This window comes from Streptomyces sp. NPDC033216 (assembly GCF_055577115.1).
Genome location: NZ_JBVIQK010000010.1, coordinates 161,235 through 182,473 on the forward strand (window position 1 = coordinate 161,235; position 21,239 = coordinate 182,473).

The 21,239-nt window shown below is 74.0% G+C and carries 18 protein-coding genes and 2 pseudogenes; 12 read left to right on the forward strand and 8 right to left on the reverse strand.

Translation table 11 applies throughout. The features are described from left to right. The first annotated feature begins 79 nt into the window (after window positions 1-79). The 3 genes from ACZ5Y0_RS20290 to mug all read left to right on the forward strand — a co-directional run bounded on the left by ACZ5Y0_RS20290 (window position 80) and on the right by mug (window position 2,936). On the forward strand, window positions 80-868 hold the full coding sequence (locus ACZ5Y0_RS20290; RefSeq protein WP_469130058.1) for an SGNH/GDSL hydrolase family protein: 789 nt from the start codon (window positions 80-82) through the stop codon (window positions 866-868). Window positions 869-951: 83 nt separating this feature from the next. Then, window positions 952-2,394 carry an adenylosuccinate lyase gene (gene purB, locus ACZ5Y0_RS20295; protein ID WP_469130059.1) on the forward strand — a complete coding sequence of 481 codons (1,443 nt, stop codon included), beginning with the start codon at window positions 952-954 and terminating at the stop codon, window positions 2,392-2,394. Beyond that, a complete protein-coding gene (gene mug / locus ACZ5Y0_RS20300) occupies window positions 2,391-2,936 on the forward strand; it encodes a G/U mismatch-specific DNA glycosylase (protein WP_469130155.1) in 546 nt (181 codons plus the stop codon). The genes purB and mug overlap by 4 nt, the downstream gene beginning before the upstream one ends. A gap of 32 nt (window positions 2,937-2,968) precedes the next feature. On the opposite strand, the gene ACZ5Y0_RS20305 is transcribed toward mug, so the two are convergent. Genes ACZ5Y0_RS20305 through ACZ5Y0_RS20315 form a run of 3 tightly spaced genes read right to left on the reverse strand, consistent with a single transcriptional unit; the run spans window position 2,969 to window position 5,113 of the window. Further along, window positions 2,969-3,409, reverse strand: coding sequence for a hypothetical protein (locus ACZ5Y0_RS20305; protein ID WP_469130060.1), 441 nt, complete (start codon window positions 3,407-3,409; stop codon window positions 2,969-2,971). Between the two features lie 58 nt (window positions 3,410-3,467). Then, window positions 3,468-4,190: an ABC transporter permease gene (locus tag ACZ5Y0_RS20310; protein WP_469130061.1), complete on the reverse strand. Its 723-nt coding sequence runs from the start codon at window positions 4,188-4,190 to the stop codon at window positions 3,468-3,470. A gap of 2 nt (window positions 4,191-4,192) precedes the next feature. Next, window positions 4,193-5,113 carry an ABC transporter ATP-binding protein gene (locus ACZ5Y0_RS20315; RefSeq protein WP_469130062.1) on the reverse strand — a complete coding sequence of 307 codons (921 nt, stop codon included), beginning with the start codon at window positions 5,111-5,113 and terminating at the stop codon, window positions 4,193-4,195. 108 nt (window positions 5,114-5,221) lie between these two features. Between ACZ5Y0_RS20315 and ACZ5Y0_RS20320 the strand changes: the two genes are divergently transcribed. The 3 genes from ACZ5Y0_RS20320 to ACZ5Y0_RS20330 all read left to right on the forward strand — a co-directional run bounded on the left by ACZ5Y0_RS20320 (window position 5,222) and on the right by ACZ5Y0_RS20330 (window position 8,311). Further along, on the forward strand, window positions 5,222-6,376 hold the full coding sequence (locus tag ACZ5Y0_RS20320; RefSeq protein WP_469130063.1) for a sensor histidine kinase: 1,155 nt from the start codon (window positions 5,222-5,224) through the stop codon (window positions 6,374-6,376). A gap of 14 nt (window positions 6,377-6,390) precedes the next feature. Then, window positions 6,391-7,065: a response regulator gene (locus tag ACZ5Y0_RS20325; protein ID WP_469130064.1), complete on the forward strand. Its 675-nt coding sequence runs from the start codon at window positions 6,391-6,393 to the stop codon at window positions 7,063-7,065. Window positions 7,066-7,153: 88 nt separating this feature from the next. Then, a complete protein-coding gene (locus tag ACZ5Y0_RS20330; RefSeq protein WP_469130065.1) occupies window positions 7,154-8,311 on the forward strand; it encodes an ROK family transcriptional regulator in 1,158 nt (385 codons plus the stop codon). Between the two features lie 162 nt (window positions 8,312-8,473). Here the strand turns inward: ACZ5Y0_RS20330 and ACZ5Y0_RS20335 are convergent, their stop codons facing one another. Then, window positions 8,474-9,235: a GntR family transcriptional regulator gene (locus tag ACZ5Y0_RS20335; protein WP_469130066.1), complete on the reverse strand. Its 762-nt coding sequence runs from the start codon at window positions 9,233-9,235 to the stop codon at window positions 8,474-8,476. A gap of 405 nt (window positions 9,236-9,640) precedes the next feature. Further along, window positions 9,641-9,916, reverse strand: a pseudogene (locus tag ACZ5Y0_RS20340) (RNA polymerase subunit sigma-24); the annotation flags it as partial. A gap of 158 nt (window positions 9,917-10,074) precedes the next feature. Between ACZ5Y0_RS20340 and ACZ5Y0_RS20345 the strand changes: the two are divergent. Next, complete coding sequence (locus ACZ5Y0_RS20345) at window positions 10,075-10,905, forward strand: alpha/beta fold hydrolase (protein WP_469130067.1); 831 nt, start codon at window positions 10,075-10,077, stop codon at window positions 10,903-10,905. A gap of 93 nt (window positions 10,906-10,998) precedes the next feature. Here ACZ5Y0_RS20345 and ACZ5Y0_RS20350 read toward each other — a convergent pair. Continuing rightward, window positions 10,999-11,844 (reverse strand): annotated as a pseudogene (locus ACZ5Y0_RS20350) (EamA family transporter); the annotation flags it as partial. Between ACZ5Y0_RS20350 and pdxR the strand changes: the two are divergent. The 3 genes from pdxR (at window position 11,835) to ACZ5Y0_RS20365 (ending at window position 16,605) form a co-directional block, all read left to right on the forward strand. Beyond that, a complete protein-coding gene (gene pdxR, locus ACZ5Y0_RS20355; protein WP_469130068.1) occupies window positions 11,835-13,262 on the forward strand; it encodes a MocR-like pyridoxine biosynthesis transcription factor PdxR in 1,428 nt (475 codons plus the stop codon). The pseudogene ACZ5Y0_RS20350 and the gene pdxR sit on opposite strands and share 10 nt — an antisense overlap. Before the next feature lie 156 nt (window positions 13,263-13,418). Beyond that, window positions 13,419-14,993, forward strand: coding sequence for an alkaline phosphatase D family protein (locus ACZ5Y0_RS20360; RefSeq protein WP_469130069.1), 1,575 nt, complete (start codon window positions 13,419-13,421; stop codon window positions 14,991-14,993). Between the two features lie 238 nt (window positions 14,994-15,231). After that, entirely contained in the window at window positions 15,232-16,605 is a 1,374-nt protein-coding gene (locus ACZ5Y0_RS20365; protein ID WP_469130156.1) for a GNAT family N-acetyltransferase, read from the forward strand. 198 nt (window positions 16,606-16,803) lie between these two features. Here the strand turns inward: ACZ5Y0_RS20365 and ACZ5Y0_RS20370 are convergent, their stop codons facing one another. Further along, window positions 16,804-18,021, reverse strand: a complete 1,218-nt coding sequence (locus ACZ5Y0_RS20370) for a trans-sulfuration enzyme family protein (RefSeq protein ID WP_469130070.1) — start codon at window positions 18,019-18,021, stop codon at window positions 16,804-16,806. A gap of 60 nt (window positions 18,022-18,081) precedes the next feature. Between ACZ5Y0_RS20370 and ACZ5Y0_RS20375 the strand changes: the two genes are divergently transcribed. Continuing rightward, entirely contained in the window at window positions 18,082-18,573 is a 492-nt protein-coding gene (locus tag ACZ5Y0_RS20375) for an Lrp/AsnC family transcriptional regulator (RefSeq protein ID WP_469130071.1), read from the forward strand. A 33-nt stretch (window positions 18,574-18,606) separates the two neighbouring features. Then, window positions 18,607-20,298 carry a DUF885 domain-containing protein gene (locus ACZ5Y0_RS20380; protein WP_469130072.1) on the forward strand — a complete coding sequence of 564 codons (1,692 nt, stop codon included), beginning with the start codon at window positions 18,607-18,609 and terminating at the stop codon, window positions 20,296-20,298. A gap of 374 nt (window positions 20,299-20,672) precedes the next feature. On the opposite strand, the gene ACZ5Y0_RS20385 is transcribed toward ACZ5Y0_RS20380, so the two are convergent. Beyond that, entirely contained in the window at window positions 20,673-21,170 is a 498-nt protein-coding gene (locus ACZ5Y0_RS20385) for a rhodanese-like domain-containing protein (protein ID WP_469130073.1), read from the reverse strand. Window positions 21,171-21,239 lie beyond the last annotated feature (69 nt).

Genomic DNA, 21,239 nt, shown 5'->3' on the forward strand with positions numbered 1-21,239 from the left:
CCGACCGCTGGGTATGGAGTGCGGGTCACGGGGGTGACCGACCGCTGGGTATGGCGTGCGGGTTACCATCGCTGACGCCATGCAGACGAACACCACTCCCCCGTACTCCACCCTGGTCGCGGTCGGCGACTCCTTCACCGAGGGCATGTCGGACCTGTTGCCCGACGGCACCTACCGGGGCTGGGCAGACCTCCTCGCGGGCCGCATGGCCGCGTACACGCCCGGTTTCCGATACGCCAACCTGGCGGTGCGCGGCAAGCTGATCGGCCAGATCGTCGAGGAACAGGTGCCGGTCGCGGCCACCATGGGCGCCGACGTCATCACCCTGGTCGGCGGCCTCAACGACACCCTGCGCCCCAAGTGCGACATGGTCCGGGTGCGGGACCTGCTGACCGAGGCCGTGGAGCGGCTGGCCCCTTCCTGCAAGCAGCTCGTTCTGATGCGCAGCCCCGGCCGGCAGGGCCCGGTGCTGGAGCGGTTCCGGCCGCGCATGGAGGAGTTGTTCGACTGTGTCGACGGCCTCGCCGCCCGGCACGGCGCGCTGGTCGTCGACCTGTACGGCGCGCCGTCCCTCGGTGACCCGCGGATGTGGGACGTGGACCGGCTGCACCTGACGGCCGAGGGCCACCGCCGGGTCGCCGAGGCGGTCTGGCAGGGCCTCGGGTACGACCCCGAGGACACCGAGTGGCACGAGCCGATGCCCGCGACGGTGCCGCCCGCCTGGGTCGCGCGGCGGGTGGCCGACGCCCGGTTCGCCCGCCGGCACCTGCTGCCGTGGATCGCCCGCCGCCTCACCGGACGTTCCTCGGGCGACGGCCTGCCGCCGAAGCGTCCCGACCTGCTGCCCTACGAGGGACCGCTGCCGTAGCCGGGCGTGACCCGGCTCTCGTAGCTTCCGCCGAACAGGGGCATGGCGCCGGCCTGCACGAATCGCCAGTAGAATCCGTACACGTGACTTCCGCTCCCGCCAAGCCCCGCATCCCCAACGTCCTCGCCGGACGCTACGCCTCCGCCGAGCTGGCCACCCTGTGGTCGCCCGAGCACAAGGTGAGGCTGGAGCGTCAGCTCTGGCTCGCCGTGCTGCGGGCCCAGAAGGACCTCGGGATCGAGGTGCCGGACTCGGCGATCGCCGACTACGAGCGTGTCCTCGACCAGGTCGACCTGGGCTCCATCGCCGAGCGCGAGAGGATCACGCGGCACGACGTGAAGGCGCGGATCGAGGAGTTCAACGACCTCGCCGGCCACGAGCAGGTCCACAAGGGCATGACGTCCCGCGACCTCACGGAGAACGTCGAGCAGCTCCAGATCCGGCTGTCGCTGGAGCTGGTACGCGACCGCACGGTGGCCGTGCTGGCGCGGCTGGGCAAGCTGGCCGGCGAGTACGGCGAGCTGGTCATGGCCGGCCGCTCGCACAACGTCGCCGCCCAGGCCACCACGCTGGGCAAGCGGTTCGCGACGGCGGCCGACGAGCTGCTCGTGGCGTACGGGCGGGTCGAGGAGCTGCTCGGCCGCTACCCGCTGCGCGGCATCAAGGGTCCGGTGGGCACCGCCCAGGACATGCTCGACCTGCTCGGCGGGGACACGGGCAGGCTCGCGGAACTGGAACAGCGGATCGCCGGACACCTCGGCTTCTCCCAGGCGTTCACCTCGGTCGGCCAGGTGTACCCGCGCTCGCTGGACTACGAGGTCGTGACCGCGCTGGTACAGCTGGCGGCGGCGCCGTCCTCGCTCGCCAGGACGATCCGGCTGATGGCCGGGCACGAGCTGGTGACCGAGGGCTTCAAGCCGGGCCAGGTCGGCTCCTCGGCGATGCCGCACAAGATGAACACCCGCTCCTGCGAGCGCGTCAACGGCCTCATGGTCATCCTGCGCGGCTACGCGTCGATGACCGGCGAGCTGGCGGGCGACCAGTGGAACGAGGGCGATGTCTCCTGCTCGGTGGTGCGCCGCGTCGCGCTGCCGGACGCCTTCTTCGCGCTCGACGGTCTGCTGGAGACGTTCCTGACGGTGCTCGACGAGTTCGGTGCCTTCCCGGCCGTCGTCGCCCGTGAGCTGGATCGCTACCTGCCGTTCCTCGCCACCACCAAGGTGCTGATGGGCGCGGTGCGGGCGGGTGTGGGCCGGGAGCTGGCGCACGAGGCGATCAAGGAGAACGCCGTCGCGTCCGCGCTGGCCATGCGCGAGCAGGGCACCGAGCGCAACGAGCTGCTGGACAGACTCGCCGCGGACGAGCGCATCCCCCTGGACCGTGCGCAACTCGACGCGCTGATGGCCGACAAGCTGTCCTTCACGGGCGCGGCCGCCGGCCAGGTGGCCGTCGTCGTCGGCCGGATCGAGGAGATCGTGAAGGGGCGGCCGGAGGCCGCCGGTTACACCCCGGGGGCGATCCTCTGACCCGCTTCACCCAGGCGGAACTGGAGGCCGCCCGCGACCGCCTCGTACCCGACGTCGCCGCGGGCGGCCTCCGTGTGCTTTTCTGCGGCATCAACCCGGGCTTGATGACGGCGGCGACCGGCCACCACTTCGCCCGGCCGGGAAACCGCTTCTGGCCGGTGCTGCACCTGTCCGGATTCACTCCCCGCCTGCTGAAACCGGCCGAGCAGGGGGAACTGCTGTCTTACGGCCTGGGCATCACCAATGTCGTGGCGCGGGCGAGTGCGCGGGCCGACGAGTTGACGGCGGCGGAGTACCGCGAGGGCGGCCGGCTGCTCCGGGAGAAGGTGGAACGGCTGCGGCCGCGCTGGCTGGCGGTGGTGGGCGTGACCGCCTACCGGGTGGCGTTCGACGACCGTACCGCCCGGGTGGGGCCGCAGGAGCGGATGATCGGGGACACGCGCGTGTGGGTGCTGCCCAACCCCAGCGGGCTGAACGCCCATTGGACGGCGGCGACGATGGCGGAGGAGTACGCGCGGCTGCGGGTGGCGGCCGAGGCCTGACCCCCGGCCTCGCGGGCCGGCCGATCCGCAGGTCAGGGCGGGTCGGTCTCGGTGACGAGCAGGAGGAGCCGGACCTCGTCGTCCTGGTCGACGTCGGCGACTCCGAGGGCCGCCCATCGGCCGTGCTCGGGCAGCTCCCAGAGGTACACGTCCGCCACGAGGAGGCTGAACCGGGCCCAGGGCTCGGGTATCTCCTCGTGCGCGGCCCGCAGGCGGATCGTCTGGAGGCCGAGGCGGTGTGGCTCCCCCCATCGCTGGGTCAGTTCTCCCGCCAGGACGTCCGTGTCGTCGTGGAACCGCTCCACCTCTGCCACGCGCAGGGCCGGGTCGGCCTGCCGCAGACCGTGGCTCGCCGCTAACGGCGCCAGGTGGAAGCCGGGTCCGCCCTCACCGACGTCCCACCTGCCGTCCGCGGCGGGGAACCCCCGGCAGGACAGCACGTCCGCGAGAGCGAGGTACTTCTCCGTGTCCATGTGACCCAGTAAACCCGCGCCCACTGACAATTGGCGTCGCGTCAGGGGGCCGGCACCTTCAGGCGTCCCGGCACCGCACCCGCCACGCCCCGGCCACGAGGGCGGCCGCCGCCCACAGTGCTGTCACCGTCAGGCCGGTCCACGGCCCCAGGGCGCCGTCCCACGTGCCGTGGAGGGCGACCTGGCCGGCCCGGTCGGGGAGGAGGTCGGCGACGGAGCCGGACATGTCGCCGACCACGAACGACACGATCAGCAGGAACGGGATGAGGATGCCGAGCGTCGCCGCCCCGCTGCGCAGAACGGCTGCCAGTCCGGCGGCGAGCAGGGCCATCAGCGTGAGGTAGAGCCCGCAGCCGACGGCCGCGCGCAGCCCTTCGGCCGTGTCCAACCCCTCGGCCCGCTCGCCGAGCGCCGCGCGGCCCACGGCCCAGGTCAGCAGGCCGGTGAGCTGGCCGACGGCCAGGACGGGCAGGGCGATCGCCGTGGCCTTGGCGGCGAACCAGCGGCCGCGGCGCGGGACCGCGGTCAGGGATACGCGCAGCGCGCCGCCCTGGAACTCGGCCGCCACCGCCGTCGTCCCGAAGGCCACCGCCGCGATCTGTCCGAAACTGACGCCGAAGAAGGCGGAGAACAGCGCGTCGCCGTCGTCCGCTTCGGTGTCGGCCGCGGCGAACAGGGAGAAGGCGACGGTGGCGAGCAGGACCGCGCACAAGGTGGCGGCCTGTGACCGCAGCGTGCGGATCTTGATCCACTCGGCGTGGAGTGCGGGCGTGAATCCCATGGTCAGGCCTCCTGGGGAGCGGCCGCGAACTCGGCTTCGGCGGCGGTCAGATCGAGGTAGGCCTGCTCCAGCGTGCCTTCCTCCGCGGTCAGTTCCAGCAGCGGGACGCCCGCCTCGGACGCCAGACGGCCGATGTCGTCCACGCGCGCGTCATCCACCGTCCAGTGCCCGTCGTCGTGGGCGAGCCCGACGTGACCGTGCCGGGCGAGGGCCTTCTCCAGCGCGGTGGGGTCGGAGGTGCGGACCCGTACGCGGGGCCGCACGCGCGCGTCGATGAAGTCCCGCATGGGGGTGTCGGCGAGCAGGCGGCCCCGGCCGAGGACGATGAGATGGTCGGCGAAGGAGGCCGTCTCGTTCATGAGGTGGCTGGAGACCAGGACGGTGCGTCCCTCGCCCGCGAGGCGGCGCAGCAGCCCGCGGATCCAGACGATGCCTTCGGGATCCAGGCCGTTGGACGGCTCGTCGAGGAGCACCACCCGGGGGTCACCCAGCAGGGCGGCGGCGATGCCCAGCCGCTGCCGCATGCCGAGGGAGTACGTCCTCACCCGGCGGCGCGCGGCCGGCGCGAGCCCGGTCTCCTCCAGCACCTCGTCGACCCGGCCGACGGGGATGCGGTTGCTCGCGGCGAGGACCCGCAGGTGGTCGCGGCCGGTGCGGGAGCCGTGCGGGGCCTGGGCGTCGAGCAACGCCCCGACGTGGCGCAGGGGTTCGGACAGTGTGGCGTAGGGGCGGCCGCCGAGCGTGGCGGTTCCCGAGGTCGGCCGGTCGAGGCCGAGGACGAGGCGCAGGGTGGTGGACTTGCCGGCTCCGTTGGGGCCGAGGAAGCCGGTGACGCGGCCGGGCAGGACCCGGAAGGTGAGCCGGTCCACGGCCCGCCGGGGGCCGAACTCCTTGGTGAGGTCGCGGACGTCGATGCTGGTCATGGCACTACGGTGGCCGCCGCTCCCGGTGTCGGTCCTCCCCCGCCGGTGGGTTCAGTCTCCCCCGCCCGGGGGAGGACCGTGGTCGGTGGCGCCTGTCACGATGTCCGCATGGGCCGCTTCCTGCGCCCGCTGCGGCGGGGGACGACGTACACGCGACTGGTGCATCTGTGGGTGCCGATGCTGGTCGTGAGTGTCTGGCTGTTCGTCGACTTGTCGAGGCCGTGGGTTCCCGCGCTGGCCCTGATCCCGCTCGGGCTGATCCCCGCGGTGCGCACGGGTGAGGGAGTGCAGGCGCAGTTGCTGCTGTCTCCGGGCGTGCGGGATCCGGGGTTCTCCGTCGCTCCGGCGACGGCCTGGCGGGACCGGCTGCGCACGGTGCTGTGGCTGGAGACGCGGATGGCCCTCGGGGTGGTGACCGCCGCCGCCTGTGTGTGGCTGCCGACCCTCGCCGTTCTGCTGGCCGGCATCGCGCGCGGACACGTGCCCCGCGACGTCCCGGTCCTCGGCGACGCGACGCCGCACTGGGGGTACGCCCTCCTGGTGCCGCTGCCCCTCCTCGTCTGGTACGGGCTGGTCGTGGGGCTCGGCGCGGCGGTCACCGCCCTCGCGCGAAGGCTCCTCGGCCCCTCGGTGGGCGAGCGCCTCGCGGCCCTGGAGGAGCGCACCGAGCAGCTCCTCGAGCGCAACCGCATCGCCCACGAGCTGCACGACTCCATCGGGCACGCCCTGACGGTGGCCGTGGTGCAGGCGGGCGCGGCACGGGCGGCGGGCGACCCGGCCTTCACCGACCGGGCGCTCGGCGCGATCGAGGAGACCGGCCGGGCGGCGCTGGAGGACCTGGAGCGCGTCCTCGGGGTGCTGCGCGAGGCGGAGCGGCCGGTGAGCGGCCGGCCGACGCTGGCCGAGGCGGAGCGGCTGCTGGAGTCGGCGCGCGCGTCGGGCGCGAAGGTGGACGCCGAGCTGACCGGGGCGCTGGAGACCGTGCCGAGCCCCGCGTCCCGCGAGGGGTACCGCATCCTCCAGGAGGCCCTGACCAACGCGCTGCGGCACGCCGGGTCCGTTCCGGTCCGGGTGAGGATCGAGGTCGCCGCCGGCCTGCTCAGCCTGGAGGTCCGCAATCCGCTGACCGCGCACCTGCCCGCCCCGGTCCGGGGCAACGGGCTGCGGGGCATCCACGAGCGGGCCGCGTTGCTCGGCGGACGGGCGTCGACCGGGCCGCACGAGGGCGACTGGCAGGTGCGTGCGGAGCTGCCGCTGCGCTGATCTACCCTGGCCGGATGCCGGTCACCGTGCTCCTCGTCGACGACGAACCCCTCGTACGTGCCGGGCTGCGGGCGGTGTTGGAGGCGCAGCCCGACATCGAGGTCGTCGGGGAGGCGGCGGACGGGGCGGCGGTGATCCCGCTGGTGCGGCGACTGCGGCCCGACGTGGTCGCCATGGACGTACGGATGCCGTTGATGGACGGGATCGAGGCCACGCGCGCGGTGCTGCGCACGGTCGGGCAGCCGCCGAGGATCCTCGTCGTGACGACCTTCGAGAACGACGAGTACGTGTATGAGGCGCTGCGCGCGGGGGCGGACGGTTTCCTGTTGAAGCGGGCCCGGCCCGCCGAGATCGTGCACGCGGTGCGGCTGGTCGCCGAGGGCGAGTCCCTGCTGTTCCCGGCGTCGGTACGGCGGCTGGCCGCCTCGTACGGCGAGCGGCCGGGGAACCGGGGGGCTCGGGATCTGCTGGAGCGGGCGCGGCTGACCGAGCGGGAGGCCGAGGTGCTGCGGCTGATGGCCCGTGGGATGTCCAACGTGGAGATCGCCGCGCGGCTCGTCGTCGGCACGGAGACCGTCAAGTCGCATGTGAGCGGGGTGCTGGCCAAGCTGGGGGCCCGCGACCGCACCCAGGCGGTGATCACGGCGTACGAGTCGGGGTTCGTCGCGGCGGGCCGGACCGGCGGGTGAGGTCGCCCGGTGCGCGGTCCGCACTCGCCGGGGCGCGTCGCGCCGAGTACCATCCGCCCCACACGCGCACGAGCTGGGAGGACGGACGTTGGGGCGGCTGACCGGCGGGGATCCCTCGCTGTTGCGAAGGATCAATTCCGCGGTGGTGTTGCACGCGCTGCGTGCCGCCGACTGCGCGACGCTCACGGAGATCACGCGGGTGACGGGGCTGTCCCGGCCGACCGTCGAGGGGGTCGTCGAGGACCTGATAGGGGCCGGTCTCGTCGTCGAGAAGGCCGCCGAGGAAGGGGCCGCCCGGCGGCAGGGGCGCCCGGCACGCCGGTTCCGGTTCCGGGCGGAGGCCGGTCATCTGCTGGGCCTGGAGATCGGGGCGCACCGGGTGGCCGTGCTGCTGGCCGACCTGGACGGGCGGGTGCTGGGCGCGCAGGCGAAGGACGTCGACGAGAGGGCGCCGGCCGACGAGCGGCTGGAACGGCTGCGGACCGCCGTCGCCGAGCTGCTGCGGCGGGCGGGGGTCCCGCGCAGCTCCCTGCGGGCCGTCGGCGTGGGGACGCCCGGCATCGTGGAGGCGGACGGGACCGTACGGCTGGGCACCGCCCTGCCCGAGTGGACGGGGTTTCGGCTGGGCGAGCGGCTCAGCCGTTCGTTCAAGTGCCCGGTGCTGGTGGAGAACGACGCCAACGCCGCGGCCGTGGCCGAGCACTGGAAGGGCTCCGCCACCGAATCCGACGACATCGTGTTCGTGCTGGCCGGGCTGAGTCCGGGGGCGGGTTCGCTGATCGGCGGGCGGCTGCACCGCGGGTACGGCGGGGCGGCCGGGGAGATCGGCGCGCTGCACCTGCTGGGGCGCGGGGTGACGCCGGAGACGCTGCTGTCCACGACGGACGAACCACTGCATCCGCTGGACGAGCAGGCGGTCGCCGAGGTGTTCACGCAGGCCCGCAAGGGTGATCAGCGGGCTCGGGCCGCCGTCGACCGCTTCATCCAGCGGCTCGTCCACGACGTGGCCGCGCTGGTGCTGGCCCTCGACCCGGAGCTGGTCGTGGTGGGGGGCTGGGCGGCGGGTCTGGACGGCGTACTGGAGCCGCTGCGCAAGGAGTTGGCGCGCTACTGTCTGCGTCCGCCGAAGGTGGCCCTGTCCCTCCTCGGCGAGGCGGCCGTGGCGACCGGAGCCCTGCGGCTGGCCCTCGACCACGTCGAGGAGCAGCTTTTCGCGGTGGAGGGCACCGTGACGGGGCGGGCGTGAGCCGCGTTCCGCGGCGACACCTACCTGGAGCCCTGGCTCTCCGAGGTGGCCGCCCGAGGAACGCGGCGCGCCCCGCGGTGGTCCTCGCGGGGCGCGCCGGCTGTGCGGTCGGGTGGGCCGTGTGCGGGCCGTTCAGGGGCCCGCCGTGCGGTCACCCGGCGGTCAGGACGCCTGCCGTTGCGGGCCGTGGTGGATCTCGACGCCGCCCGACGCGCCGAAGGTCAGGCGGCAGGTGTCCGCCCGGTACGTGGCCAGGGAGAGTGCCGCGGTGCGGCCCTCGGTGAAGAAGCGCGTGGTGACGACGAGGACGGGCGCGCCGGGGAGCCGGTCGAGTTCCTTCGCGTCGTCCGCGCGGGCCGAGCCCAGTTCCACCGCGCGGTCCTCGCCCTCCAGCGCCAGGCGCTGGAGTTCGCGCAGCACCGCACGCGCGCGTGCGGCACCGGACGGGGTGTCGATCGCGGCCAACGCGGGCACCGACGACCGCGGCACGTAGAGCAGTTCCGCGGCGACGGGCTGACCGTGGGAGACCCGCGAGCGGCGCACGATGTGCACGGCCTCGTCGCGGTCGGTGCCCAGCGCGTCGGCGACAGCCGGGGGCGGGGCCGCGACCGCGCAGTCGACGGGCTGCCAGGCGTCGTCGGACGCGCCCGGCCATGCCTGCTGCTCCGTGCCGACGTCGACGCCGACCCGGGGCGGCGCGACGGTCGTGCCCACGCCGCGGCGGCGCTGGAGCCGCCCCTCCAGTTCGAGCTGTTCCAGGGCCTGCCGGAGCGTGGCGCGGGCGACGCCGAAGCGTGCGGCCAGGTCCCGCTCGTTGGGCAGGATCTCGCCCACGGTGAACTCCGAGTCCAGTGCCTCGCTGAGCACGGTCCTCAGATGCCAGTACTTCGGTTCCGGTACCGATTCCAGTTGCGTGGTCCCCACCCTGTCCTCCGCAATCGCCGTGGTACGGCGGCGTTTTCGCGCCCTTGTTTATTAAAGGTTGTTGCACTTCTCTGCGACCATAGGACGGCCCCCACCCTTGGTCAAGACCAATCCTCGAACCACGGCGGAGCCAAGGTCTCCGGCGGCGAAGGGTTCACGGAGCGTGCGAGCTCGACTGTCCCCGTGACATCACGCCAGGCCCCCGTCGTGTCGTGGACGGGAGCCGGGGTGCCGGGCCGGGGGTGCCGGGGTGCCGGGAAGGATCTACGCGGTCGGTGCCCGCAGCCTGGCGGGGTTGCGGACGACGTAGACGGCCTGGACACGGCCGTCGGCGACGTCGGGCTGGAAAGACAGCGACCGGTGCGCCCCCCGGACCGGAGGAGAGCGGCGGGACCGCCTCGGAGCGGAGTCGGCGAGGACGGCGCGGTCGGCGGTGTCCTGGACGGTGCCGCCGAAGTCGGTGACGTGGGGCTCGGGCAGCCATGGGCCGGCGTAGGCCTCGTCGCGGGCCCTGATGCGGGACAGGCGGTCCAGGGCGGGGCGGCTGACGACGCGGACCAGGCAGGCGCGGGGTTCACGGACCCCGCCGCGGTCGGCGGCGGACCAGCGCATGCGGTAGGCGACGCCCAGCAGGAAGGAGCGTTGCTCCTCGAAGACGTCCATCACGGTGTCTGCGCTCACCCCGTCCCGGGGCCCGAGGCCCCGTCCAGACGGCGCACCCACCGGGGACTACCCGTCGGTAGCAATTGCTGACAGGCTGTCTACCCGACCCTGCCGCCGGCCCGCCCCGCCGCCGTCGGCCCGTACCGCGTCCGCCTGTTCAGACGAGGAGCACCCCCATGTCCGCCACCGCCTCCTTCCCGGTCCCGACCCCCGGTGGGCCGCGGCCCGTCACCGTCTCCTACGCGCGCGTGGGACGTGGCGAGCCACTGCTCCTGCTGCACGGCATCGGACATCACCGGCAGGCCTGGGACCCCGTGGTGGACATCCTGGCCACCGAGCGCGACGTGATCACGGTGGACCTGCCCGGCTTCGGCGCGTCCCCGTCCCTGCCCGACGGACTCGCCTACGACCTGCCCACGACGACCGCGGTGTTCTCCGCCTTCTGCGAGGCCATGGGACTGGACCGTCCCCACGTCGCGGGCAACTCGCTGGGCGGTCTGCTGGCCCTGGAACTGGGCCGGGAGAAGCGCGTACGGTCCGTCACCGCCCTGTCCCCGGCCGGGTTCTGGTCGCAGGCCGAGCGGCGCTACGCCTTCGGCGTGCTGCTGACGATGCGACAGATCGCGCGGCGGATGCCGCTGCCGCTGGTGGAGCGGCTGTCGCGGTCGGCGGCCGGTCGGACCGCCCTCACCAGCACCATCTACGCGCGCCCGGCCCGCCGCTCACCCGAGGCCGTGGTCGCCGAGACGCTGGCGCTGGCCGGGGCCACCGGGTTCGACCAGACCCTGCGGTCCGGTGCGGCCGTCCAGTTCACCGACGACGTCCCCGGCGTCCCGGTCACGGTCGCCTGGGGCACCCGCGACATGCTGCTGGTGCGCCGCCAGGGCGTCCGCGCCAAGCGGATCATCCCCCGGGCCCGTCTGGTACGGCTGCCCGGCTGCGGTCACTGCCCGATGAACGACGACCCGGCGCTCGTCGCCCGCGTGCTGCTCGACGGCAGCCGCTGAGACGTCTCCAGAGCGGTTCGACACCCCCGCACCGAGGGCGACCCCGGCCCCGACGAGGACGCTGCCGACGGCCTGCGCGGGGCCGTAGGAGCCCGCTCCGACGAGCGGCGCGGTGCAGGCGGCGGCGACGGGGATGAGACCGGAGAACAGCGTGGCACGCTCCGCCCCGATCCGCTGCATGCCCATGTACCAGCAGACGAATCCGACGACGGTGACGACGACCGCCTGCCACAGCAGCGCGGCCGTCTCGCCGGCGTCCGGCCGCCGCAGCCATCCGCCGCCGTCGAGGACCAGTCCCACGGCCGCCGACTCGACGGCGGCCAGTCCGCACACCGTGGCCGACAGCAGCCGCGGGCCCAGGGGCCGCAGCACGGGGACGGCCAGCACCGCGAAGCCGACCTCGCCGCCCAGGGCGCACACCGAGTAGGCGAGACCCGCGCCGTCCGTCCGGCCCCAGCCCTGCACGGTGAACGCGCCGACCGCGACCAGCGACGCGCCGTGCAGGACCGTGCGGCGGGGACGGCGTCCCGCCAGGAGCGGCACGAGAACCGCGACGACGACGGGCGCGCAACCCACCAGGACGCCGGGGACCGCCGGCTCGGCCGAACGTTCGGCGGCCAGGACGGCCAGGTTGAACCCGACCATGCCGACGGCCGCGAGCAGGGCGAGGCGGGCCCACTGGCGCGAGGTGAGCGCGCGCAGGCGAGGCAGGGCGCCCGCACCGGCGAGGGGCACGAGCAGCAGGCACGCGAGGCCGTAGCGCAGGGCCTGACCGCCCACGTACGGGTAAGCGCCCAGGACGCTGTTGGCGGTGAAGGACGCTCCGACGAGGACACAGGCGAGCGCCGCGAGAAGGGAGCCGCGCGGGGTGGTGACGTTCATGACGGTGACGCTAGGAAGCGTGGCGGCCCGGTTTAAGGTCCACTTCCATGACCTCATCGGGGACCAATCAGGGCGGCGATGCCGCCTCCGTCGCGTGGGAGGTGCTGCTGCCCGCCGTCTCCGCGCCGCCGCGCGCACGTGGCCGCACCCTCCAGGCGGCCCTGCGCGAGGCGGTCCGCTCGGGGCGCCTCGCGCAGGGCACCCGGCTGCCGTCGAGCCGCGACCTCGCGGCCGACCTCGGTGTCTCGCGCGGGCTGATCACCGAGGCGTACGAGCAGTTGACGGCCGAGGGGTATCTGCGCAGCGGACGCGGCGCCGGGACCTGGGTGGGCGGTGCCGTGCGCGCCGCGCCGCCCCGCGCGCGTGACCTCGCGCCGCGCACGCCCGGCACACGGGCCGACTTCGTGGCGGGTACGCCGGACCTGTCGCTGTTCCCGCGCGCCGCGTGGGCCGCCGCGCAGCGCGGGGTGCTGGCCGAGCTGCCCCACCACGAACTCGGCTATCCCGACCCGCGCGGGCTGCCCCGGCTGCGCACCGCGCTGGCCGGACTGCTCGCCCGGCGGCGCGGTGTGGTGGCCGATCCCGAGCGGCTCGTGGTCGTTTCCGGCGTGGCGCAGGCGACGGCTCTGCTGGGGCTGGTGCTCCACGCGCGCGGCATCGACGCCGTGGGCGTGGAGGACCCCGGCAGTCCGCAGCACAGCGCCCTGTACGCGGCGGCGGGCGTCACCGCCGTACCCGTCCCCCTCGACTCCGAGGGGCTCGTCCTGGGGCCGCTGGAGGCGTCGGGCGTACGGTCCGTCGTGACGACGCCGGCCCACCAGTTCCCGACGGGTATCGCCTACTCGCCGCGGCGGCGCACCCGCCTGCTCGACTGGGCGCGGGCCGTGGACGGCTTCGTGCTGGAGGACGACTACGACGGCGACTTCCGCTACGACCGTGCTCCCGTGGGCGCGTTGCAGGGCCTGGACCCGGAGCGGGTGGCGTACACGGGGTCGGTCAGCAAGTCCCTCGCGCCGGGGCTGCGACTCGGCTGGCTGCTCGTGCCCGAGGCGCTGGCGGACGAGGTCGTCGAACGCAAGCGGACCCTAGACCTGGGTCATCCGGCCCTCGACCAGGCGCTGTTCGCCCGCTTCGTGGAGCGCGGCGACTACGACCGGCAGTTGCGCCGCTGCCAGCGCGCCTACCGCGACCGGCGGGACGCCCTCGTTGCGGCTCTCGCGGAGCACTTCCCCGGCACCCGCGTGACCGGTATCGCCGCCGGCCTCCACGTCATCGCGGCGCTGCCGGGCCGCTACGGCCCCGAGACGGCGTTCGTGGAACGGGCGGGGGCGGCGGGCGTGGCCGTACGCCCTCTCTCGCGGTACGCCCACGCGGGCACCGTCACCGGGCCCGAGGTGCGCCTGGTCCTCGGGTACGCGCATCTGTCACCGGCGCGGATCCGGGAGGGAGTACGTCTGCTGGCCGGCGCGGGGTGAGCTCGGGGCGGGGCGACGGAGGGCCGGGCGGGACGACGGCGGAGGCCTGCCACCCGCCGCGACCAGTTGTTCACCCCTGGTTCGCGTGCGCGCCGCGGCATGCCAGTAGGTGTGGCCGTGCACACCCCGCAGGTCCCCGCACCAGGAGGCTCACCCATGTCCCACCGTCCGCTCCCCGGGCGCCGCAGCGTCCTGCGCGGCTCGCTCGCCGCGTCCGCCGCCCTGACCCTGCCCGTCGGCCTCGGCGCGGCGCCCGCCCTCGCCCTGTCGGGTCGCCCCCGGGCGGGGTGGGGTGTGCAGACCGGGGACGTCGCCACGGACTCCGGACTGGTGTGGGTGCGTGCCGACCGGCCGGCGCGGATGATCGTCGAGACGTCGGCGACGGAGTCGTTCCGCAACACGCGCCGCTGGCGCGGGCCAGTGCTCGGTGCCGGGACGGACTTCACCGGCACGACCCGGCTGCACGGGCTGCCGCCCGGCCAGGAGATCCACTACCGCGTGCTGCTGGCCGACCCGGAGGACCCGCGCCGTACCGGCGAGCCGGTGACCGGCAGCTTCCGGACCGTCTCCCCGCGGCGGCGCGACGGCGTGCGGTTCGTCTGGTCCGGTGACCTGGCGGGCCAGGGCTGGGGCATCAACCCGGAGCTGGGCGGTTACCGGATCTACGACGCGATGGCCGCGCTGGACCCGGACTTCTTCCTGTGCAGCGGGGACAACATCTACGCCGACGGCCCGATCGGCGAGACCGTGGCACTGCCCGACGGGCGGACGTGGCGGAACGTCACCACCGAGGAGAAGACGAAGGTCGCCGAGACTCTCGCGGAGTTCCGCGGCAACTTCCGCTACAACCTGCTGGACGAGAACCTGCGGGCGTTCAACGCGCGCGTGCCCTCCATCGTCCAGTGGGACGACCACGAGGTCACCAACAACTGGTACCCGGGCGAGATCCTCGCCGACGCGCGGTACGCCGAGAAGCGCGTCGACGTGCTGGCCGCCCGCGCCCGGCGGGCGTTCTCCGAGTACTTCCCGACCTCCACACTGCGCCGCCCCGGTGGCCGTGTCCACCGGGTGCAGCACCACGGCCCGCTGCTGGACGTGTTCGTCCTGGACATGCGCACCTACCGGAACGCCAACTCCCCCGACGACCAGGACTCCGACGCCCAGGGCATCCTCGGCGCGGAGCAGTTGGAGTGGCTCAAGCGGGAGCTGTCCCGCTCCCGGGCGGTGTGGAAGGTGATCGCCTCCGACATGCCGCTCGGCCTGGTCGTCCCCGACGCCACCGACGGCGGGCCGAACTTCGAGGCGGTCGCCCAGGGCGATCCGGGGAGGCCGCTCGGCCGTGAGCTCCAGATCGCCGAACTGCTGCGGTTCGTCAAGCACCGCCGGATCACCGGCACGGTGTGGCTGACGGCCGACGTCCACCACACCTCGGCCCACCACTACGACCCCTCACGGGCCGCGTTCAAGGACTTCGCGCCGTTCTGGGAGTTCGTCTCCGGCCCGCTCAACGCGGGCGCCTTCCCGGCGAACACACTGGACGGCACCTTCGGTCCGGACCGTGTCTTCGTCAAGGCCCCCACCACCGCCAACGTCTCCCCGGCCGACGGCTACCAGTTCTTCGGCGAGGTCGACATCGACGGCGAGAGCGGAGAACTGACCGTGCGGTTGCGCGAGCAGGACGGCACCGTGCTGTTCACCAAGGTGCTCCAGCCGGGCCGGGTCGGTCAGTGATCCCCCAGGCCCGAACTCCCTTATCCTGAGGGGCGCTCCGCGCACCGGCGTCATCTCCCGGTGCGCGGCGCGTTCGGACGGAGCGCGCCCTGAGGACGTAGAAGATTTAACAAAAAGGACAAATGCATCCTTTACCCAGCGGTCACAAACCGTTCGCGACCGCGCAACACCGTTCCTTCACAGTGGCGGCATGAATCGAGACATGTCTGATCCGACGCGGGCGAAGCACGGCCGCCCGGTGCACCACTGGCGGCGGGACGTCGTGGAGCTCGCGGCCCTGTTCACGGCGGTCGCGGTGGCCGACGTGGTCGCCGACCTCGTGGGCCACGGCCCCCACGGTCCACGACTGCTGGCGATCTCCGCCGCCGCCCTGATCGCGACGGCCGGGTTCCACGTCTGGTGGGCACGCCGCCACGGCCACGCGCCGCCCAGCGGCGATACCGATGCCCGGCCGCCCTCCCCCGAGGCGCAGGCCGGGCCGTCCGGACTCCCCGACGGCGCCGCCGGGGAGAGCACCCTGTGGCGGATGCGGACGACGGTGAAGGACGCTCCGGGATCGCTGGCCGCGCTGTGCACGGCGCTGGCGGAGCACCGCGTCGACATCCTGAGCCTCCAGACGCACCCGCTGGGTGAGGACACCGTGGACGAGTTCCTGCTGCGGGCGCCCGGTTCGCTCGCGGCGGCCGGGATCAGCCGGGCCGCGGCGCTGGCGGGCGGCTCCGGCACCTGGATCGAGCGCGCCGACGCCCACGACCTGGTCGACGCCCCGACCCGGGTCCTGGGCCTGGCCACCCGGACCGCACTGGACGCCGCCGAACTCCCGCTGACGCTTCGCCAGTTGCTGGGTCGCTGCACGATCCGCTCACTGCCCGCCGCGGTGCGCGGGGGACGCGGACCGGAGGGCGTGCCGGTGGAGGGGGTCCTGGAGGACACCGTGATGCGTCTGCGGGCGCCGGAAGGCGGAGTGATCACCGTGGAGCGGCCTTACCTGCCGTTCACCCCCACCGAGTTCGCGCGGGCGCGGGCCCTGGTGGAACTGGACGCCCGGCTGGGTCCGCGCGTCCCATCGGGCCAGGACGTGCTGACGCTGCCCGAGGGCGAGGCCATCACCGTGCGCCGGGCCGACCCCGGTGACCTGGAGGCGGCGAAGGCGATGCACGAGCGTTGCTCGCCGCGCACGCTCGGCTTGCGCTACCACGGGCCGGTCGGCGACGCCGACCGCTACCTCAACCACCTGCTCAGCCCGCGCTTCGGCCGTACCCTCGCCGTGCAGACCCCGTCGGGGCGCATCGTCGGCCTCGGCCATCTGCTGTGGGACGGCGACGAGACGGAGGTCGCGCTGCTCGTCGAGGACCGGTGGCAGCGGCGCGGCATCGGGGCGGAACTGCTCGGCCGGCTGGTCGCGATGGCCGTCGAGGCGGGCTGCGAGAGCGTGTACGCGGTGACGCAGGCCTCCAACACCGGCATGGTCGCCGCCATGCGCGGCCTCGGCCTCCCGCTCGACTACCAGATCGAGGAGGGCACGCTCGTCATCACCGCCCGCCTGGACACGGCCGCCGCCGGTGCCGGGCAGGGGTACGGGTGGCACGGGGACCGGATCGTCCGCGACTGATCCTGACGCCCTTGCGGGGAGCTCCGTCCGAGCCGGACACCCTGCGCGGAACCTCGTCCGAGCCGGACACCCTGCGCGGAACCTCGTCCGAGCCGGACACCCTGCGCGGAACCTCGGCGGCCGTGCGGAGGCCCCCCGACGGGCCCGGCGACTCGAGTGTCGCCGGGCCCGTCGGGCTGTCGCGGGCGAGCCGGACGGTCAGCCGGCCCGGACCGCGGCACCGGTCAGCGCCCCGTCCAGATCCGCCCACAGGTCGTCGAGGTCCTCCAGGCCCACCGACATCCGCAGCAGCCGGTCGCTCACCCCGGCGCCCCTGCGCTCCTCGGCGTCCACGATGCGGTGGCTGATGGACGCCGGGTGCTGGATGAGCGTGTCGACGCTGCCGAGACTCACGGCCGGGGTGATCAGGCGCACGCCGGCGATCACCTCGTGCGGGTCGCCGTGCACCTCGAAGGCGACCATCGCGCCGCCGATCCGCGGATAGTGCACGCGGGCCACGCGCGGGTCGGCGGCCAGCCTGCGGGCCAGTTCGGCGGCCGTCGCGGAGGCCGCGCGCACCCGGACCGGAAGTGTCGACAGGCCCCTCAGCAGCAGGTAACCGGCCAGCGGGTGCAGCACCCCGCCCGTGGCGAAACGTATCTGCCGCAGCCGTCCGGCGAACTCCTCGTCGCAGGCCACCACGCCCGCCAGAACGTCCCCGTGACCGCCGAGGTACTTCGTGGCGCTGTGCAGCACCAGCCGCACGCCCTGCTCGGCGGGGCGTTGCAGCACCGGCGTGGCGAAGGTGTTGTCGGCGAGCAGCGGCACCGAGCCGCAGGAGTGCGCGACCGCCCGCAGATCCACCTCGGCGAGGGTCGGGTTCGCGGGCGACTCGACCATGACCAGACCGGTGTCCGGTCGCAGCGCGTCCGCGATCCCGGCCGGGTCGGTCCAGGTGACCTCCGAGCCCAGCAGCCCGGCGGTCAGCAGGTGGTCGCTGCACCCGTACAACGGACGGACCGCGACCACGTGCCGCAGCCCCACGGAAGCACGGGCCAGGAGCACCGCGCTCAGCGCGGCCATGCCGCTGGCGAACGCGACGGCGCTCTCCGTGCCCTCGAGCCGGGCCAGCGCCGTCTCGAAGCGGGCGACGGTCGGATTGCCGAGCCGGCCGTAGACCGGGGGACCCTCCGGTTCGGCGCCGGTGGCCGCGAACGCGTCGATGCGGGCGGCCTCGGCCCGGCTGTCGTAGGAGGGATAGGTGGTGGACAGGTCGATCGGCGGGGCGTGCAGGCCCTGCCGGGCCAGGTCGTCCCGCCCGGCGTGCACGGCCTCGGTGGCCAGTGCGCGGGGCGCTCCGGACAGGCGTACGTCGTCGTACGCGTGCGTGCCCGCGGAACCCGGGTACGCGTGTGTGCTCGCTGAGGCTGAGTCCATGCACGGCAGGGTGAACAACGGGCGGGTTCACCGGGGCGGAGGCCGTGCTACGTTCGGCCGATGGCCGAATCCGTCGTACTCGACCCGGTGGACCTCCAGCTGCTGCGGCTGCTCCAGAACGACGCCCGGACGACCTACCGCGACCTCGCCGCACAGGTCGGCCTCGCGCCGTCGACGTGCCTGGACCGGGTGACACGGCTGCGCCGCTCCGGCGTGATCCTCGGCAACCGGCTGCGGCTCGATCCGGCCAGGCTGGGGCGGGGACTGCAAGCGCTCCTGTCCGTGCAGGTGAGGCCGCACCGGCGGGAACTGGTGGGGCCGTTCGTGGACCGCATCCGAGGGCTGCCGGAGGCCCTCACCGTCTTCCACCTCACCGGGCCCGACGACTACCTCGTCCACGTCGCCGTCGCGGACATGGCCGACCTCCAGCGGCTCGTCCTGGACGAGTTCACGGCACGCCGGGAGGTGGCCCGGGTGGAGACGCGGCTCATCTTCCAGCAGTGGGACTGCGGACCGCTGCTGCCGCCGACGACTTCGGGACAAACGCCGTGACGTGCGGCACCGCCGCGTACGAGGATGGTGCCCATGTCACAGACCAACAGCCCGCTGCCCCGTGCGATCGCCGACGCCTACGTCGACGACCTCATCTCCCTCGACCCGGTGACCGGCACCTTCCTCGGCGTGCGGGAGAGTTCGAGCCGTCTGCCCGACTTCTCGCCGGCGGGCCAGGAGGCGCGCGCACAACTGGCACGCGACACCCTCGCCAAGCTGTCCGCGGCGGAACGCGCGCCCGGCGCGGACAGTGACATCGAGCGCCGGTGCGCACGTCTGCTGCGCGAGCGCCTGACCGCCCAACTCGCCGTCCACGACGCCGACGAGGGCCTGCGCGAGGTCAGCAACCTGACCTCGCCGGCCCATCAGGTGCGCGAGGTGTTCACCGTGACGCCCACGGAGACCGACGCGGACTGGGCGGCGATCGCCGAGCGGCTGCGCGCGGTGCCGACGGCGCTCGCGGGCTACCGGGAGTCCCTGGCGCTCGGCCTGGAACGCAAGCTGTACGGTCCTCCCCGCCCGGCCGTCACCTTCGTCGGACAGCTCGCCCAGTGGACGGACACCGACGGCTCGGGCCGCGGCTGGTTCGAGGACTTCGTCTCCGCCGGCCCCGAGGCGCTGCGCCCCGAACTGGACGAGGCGGCCCGGACCGCGAACGCCGCCCTCGCCGAACTGCGGGACTGGATGCGGGACGTGTACGTGCCGGCCGTGGACGGCGCGCCGGACACCGTCGGACGGGAGCGATACGCCCGCTGGTCGCGCTACTACAACGGCACCGACCTCGACCTCGACGAGGCGTACGCCTACGGCTGGGCCGAGTACCACCGGATCCTCGCCGAGATGCGGCGGGAGGCGGAGAAGATCCTGCCGGGCGCCGCCACGCCATGGGTGGCCCTCGCGCACCTCGACGAGCACGGCAAGCACATCGACGGCGTCGACGCGGTCCGCGACTGGCTCCAGGGTCTGATGGACCAGGCGGTCGACGCGCTGGACGGCACCCACTTCGAACTCGCCGAGCCGGTACGCAAGGTCGAGTCGTGCGTCGCGCCGCCCGGTGGCGCCGCGGCCCCGTACTACACACCCCCCTCGGAGGACTTCTCCCGCCCCGGCCGCACCTGGCTGCCGACGATGGGCCTGACCCGCTTCCCCGTCTACGACCTCGTCTCCACCTGGTACCACGAGGGTGTGCCAGGCCATCACCTCCAGCTGGCCCAGTGGACCTATGTGGCCAAGGACCTGTCCCGCTACCAGGCCACCGTGGGCGGGGTCAGCGCCAACGTCGAAGGCTGGGCGCTGTACGCGGAACGCCTGATGGACGAGCTGGGCTTCCTCACGGACGCCGAGCAGCGGCTCGGCTATCTGGACGCGCAGATGCTGCGTGCCGTGCGCGTCATCATCGACATCGGCATGCACGCGGAACTGGAGATCCCGGCCGACTCCCCGTACCGTCCGGGCGAGCGCTGGACTCCGGAACTGGCCGAGGAGTTCTTCAATGCGCACAGCAGCCGCCCGGGAGACTACGTGGCGAGCGAGCTGACCCGCTATCTGAGCATCCCCGGCCAGGCGATCGGCTACAAGCTCGGCGAACGCGCCTGGCTGCTGGGCCGGGAGCGGGCCCGCGAGCGCCACGGCGACGCCTTCGACCTCAAGTCGTGGCACATGGCGGCCCTGTCGCAGGGTTCGCTGGGCCTGGACGACCTGGTGGACGAACTGGCCCGGCTCTGACACACGGGAACCGCAGCCGCGACGCCCGACCGCACCCGCCGCCGCGCGTCGGGCGGCCCACGCGCTGGTCCGTACTGGCGGGGCTCCGGGCCGCGGAATGACGCGCAGGGGGCGGGTGGCCGCACGGGCGGGGCGGCCCGTCGTGCGGACGGGCCGTCGCGGTCGGACGGGGCCGGTCGTGTCCCCCACGGACCATGGCCGAGGGCCGCGCGGTCCGCGCCCGGTCCCCGGCGAGCAGGGCGCGCCGCTGCGCAGCCCGCCGGCAGTCGCGTTGCCCTCAGGCAGTCGCGGTCGGACCGGGGCGGTCGCGCCGCCCAGGGACCCTTGCCGGCAGGGCCGCGCGGTCCGCGTCCGGCCGGCGCCCCTCCCGTCTGTCAGCAGCCGCATTCCGCCGTTCCCACCGGCGAGGTGAGCGGGTCGGCGTCGCGCCGTCCGCGCCCCTGCCAGGTCTCGAACGGAAAGCCCTCGCGCGCCCAGTACTCGAAGCCGCCGAGCATCTCCTTGACCTGGTAGCCGAGTTCGGCGAGCGCGAGGGCCGCACGAGTGGCGCCGTTGCAGCCCGGGCCCCAGCAGTACGTCACCACGGGCACGTTCTTGTCGAGGAGCTGTGCGGCCTGCTCGGCGATGAGCGCGGTCGGCAGGTGCACGGCTCCGGGGATGTGCCCTTGGTCCCAGGAGTCGGTGGAGCGGGAATCCAGGAGGACGAAGCCGGGGTCACCGCCGGCCTCGAGCGCGGCGGCCACGTCGGAGACGTCGGCGTGGAAGACGAGGGAGGCGTGGAAGTAGGCGGCGGCGGCGGCCGGGGCGGCGGGGGCGAACCGCAGGACACCGTTGGTGGCGGCCGTGGCGGTGATGGTGGTCGTGGCGGTCATGCGGGGACCTCTCCGTGCGGTGGCGATGACCACAAAACTACGGTCGGGGATTCGTCCCGATGAAGTGCC

Bases quoted from the DNA above. Each gene is read 5' to 3' on its own strand.
- ACZ5Y0_RS20320 (WP_469130063.1), top strand. From the start codon at position 5,222: ATGGGCCGCTTCCTGCGCCCGCTGCGGCGGGGGACGACGTACACGCGA.
- ACZ5Y0_RS20305 (WP_469130060.1), bottom strand. From the start codon at position 3,409: ATGGACACGGAGAAGTACCTCGCTCTCGCGGACGTGCTGTCCTGCCGG.
- ACZ5Y0_RS20370 (WP_469130070.1), bottom strand. From the start codon at position 18,021: ATGGACTCAGCCTCAGCGAGCACACACGCGTACCCGGGTTCCGCGGGC.
- ACZ5Y0_RS20310 (WP_469130061.1), bottom strand. From the start codon at position 4,190: ATGGGATTCACGCCCGCACTCCACGCCGAGTGGATCAAGATCCGCACG.
- ACZ5Y0_RS20385 (WP_469130073.1), bottom strand. From the start codon at position 21,170: ATGACCGCCACGACCACCATCACCGCCACGGCCGCCACCAACGGTGTC.
- ACZ5Y0_RS20360 (WP_469130069.1), top strand. From the start codon at position 13,419: ATGTCCCACCGTCCGCTCCCCGGGCGCCGCAGCGTCCTGCGCGGCTCG.
- ACZ5Y0_RS20290 (WP_469130058.1), top strand. From the start codon at position 80: ATGCAGACGAACACCACTCCCCCGTACTCCACCCTGGTCGCGGTCGGC.
- ACZ5Y0_RS20375 (WP_469130071.1), top strand. From the start codon at position 18,082: ATGGCCGAATCCGTCGTACTCGACCCGGTGGACCTCCAGCTGCTGCGG.
- ACZ5Y0_RS20380 (WP_469130072.1), top strand. From the start codon at position 18,607: ATGTCACAGACCAACAGCCCGCTGCCCCGTGCGATCGCCGACGCCTAC.
- ACZ5Y0_RS20315 (WP_469130062.1), bottom strand. From the start codon at position 5,113: ATGACCAGCATCGACGTCCGCGACCTCACCAAGGAGTTCGGCCCCCGG.
- pdxR (WP_469130068.1), top strand. From the start codon at position 11,835: ATGACCTCATCGGGGACCAATCAGGGCGGCGATGCCGCCTCCGTCGCG.
- ACZ5Y0_RS20345 (WP_469130067.1), top strand. From the start codon at position 10,075: ATGTCCGCCACCGCCTCCTTCCCGGTCCCGACCCCCGGTGGGCCGCGG.
- ACZ5Y0_RS20325 (WP_469130064.1), top strand. From the start codon at position 6,391: ATGCCGGTCACCGTGCTCCTCGTCGACGACGAACCCCTCGTACGTGCC.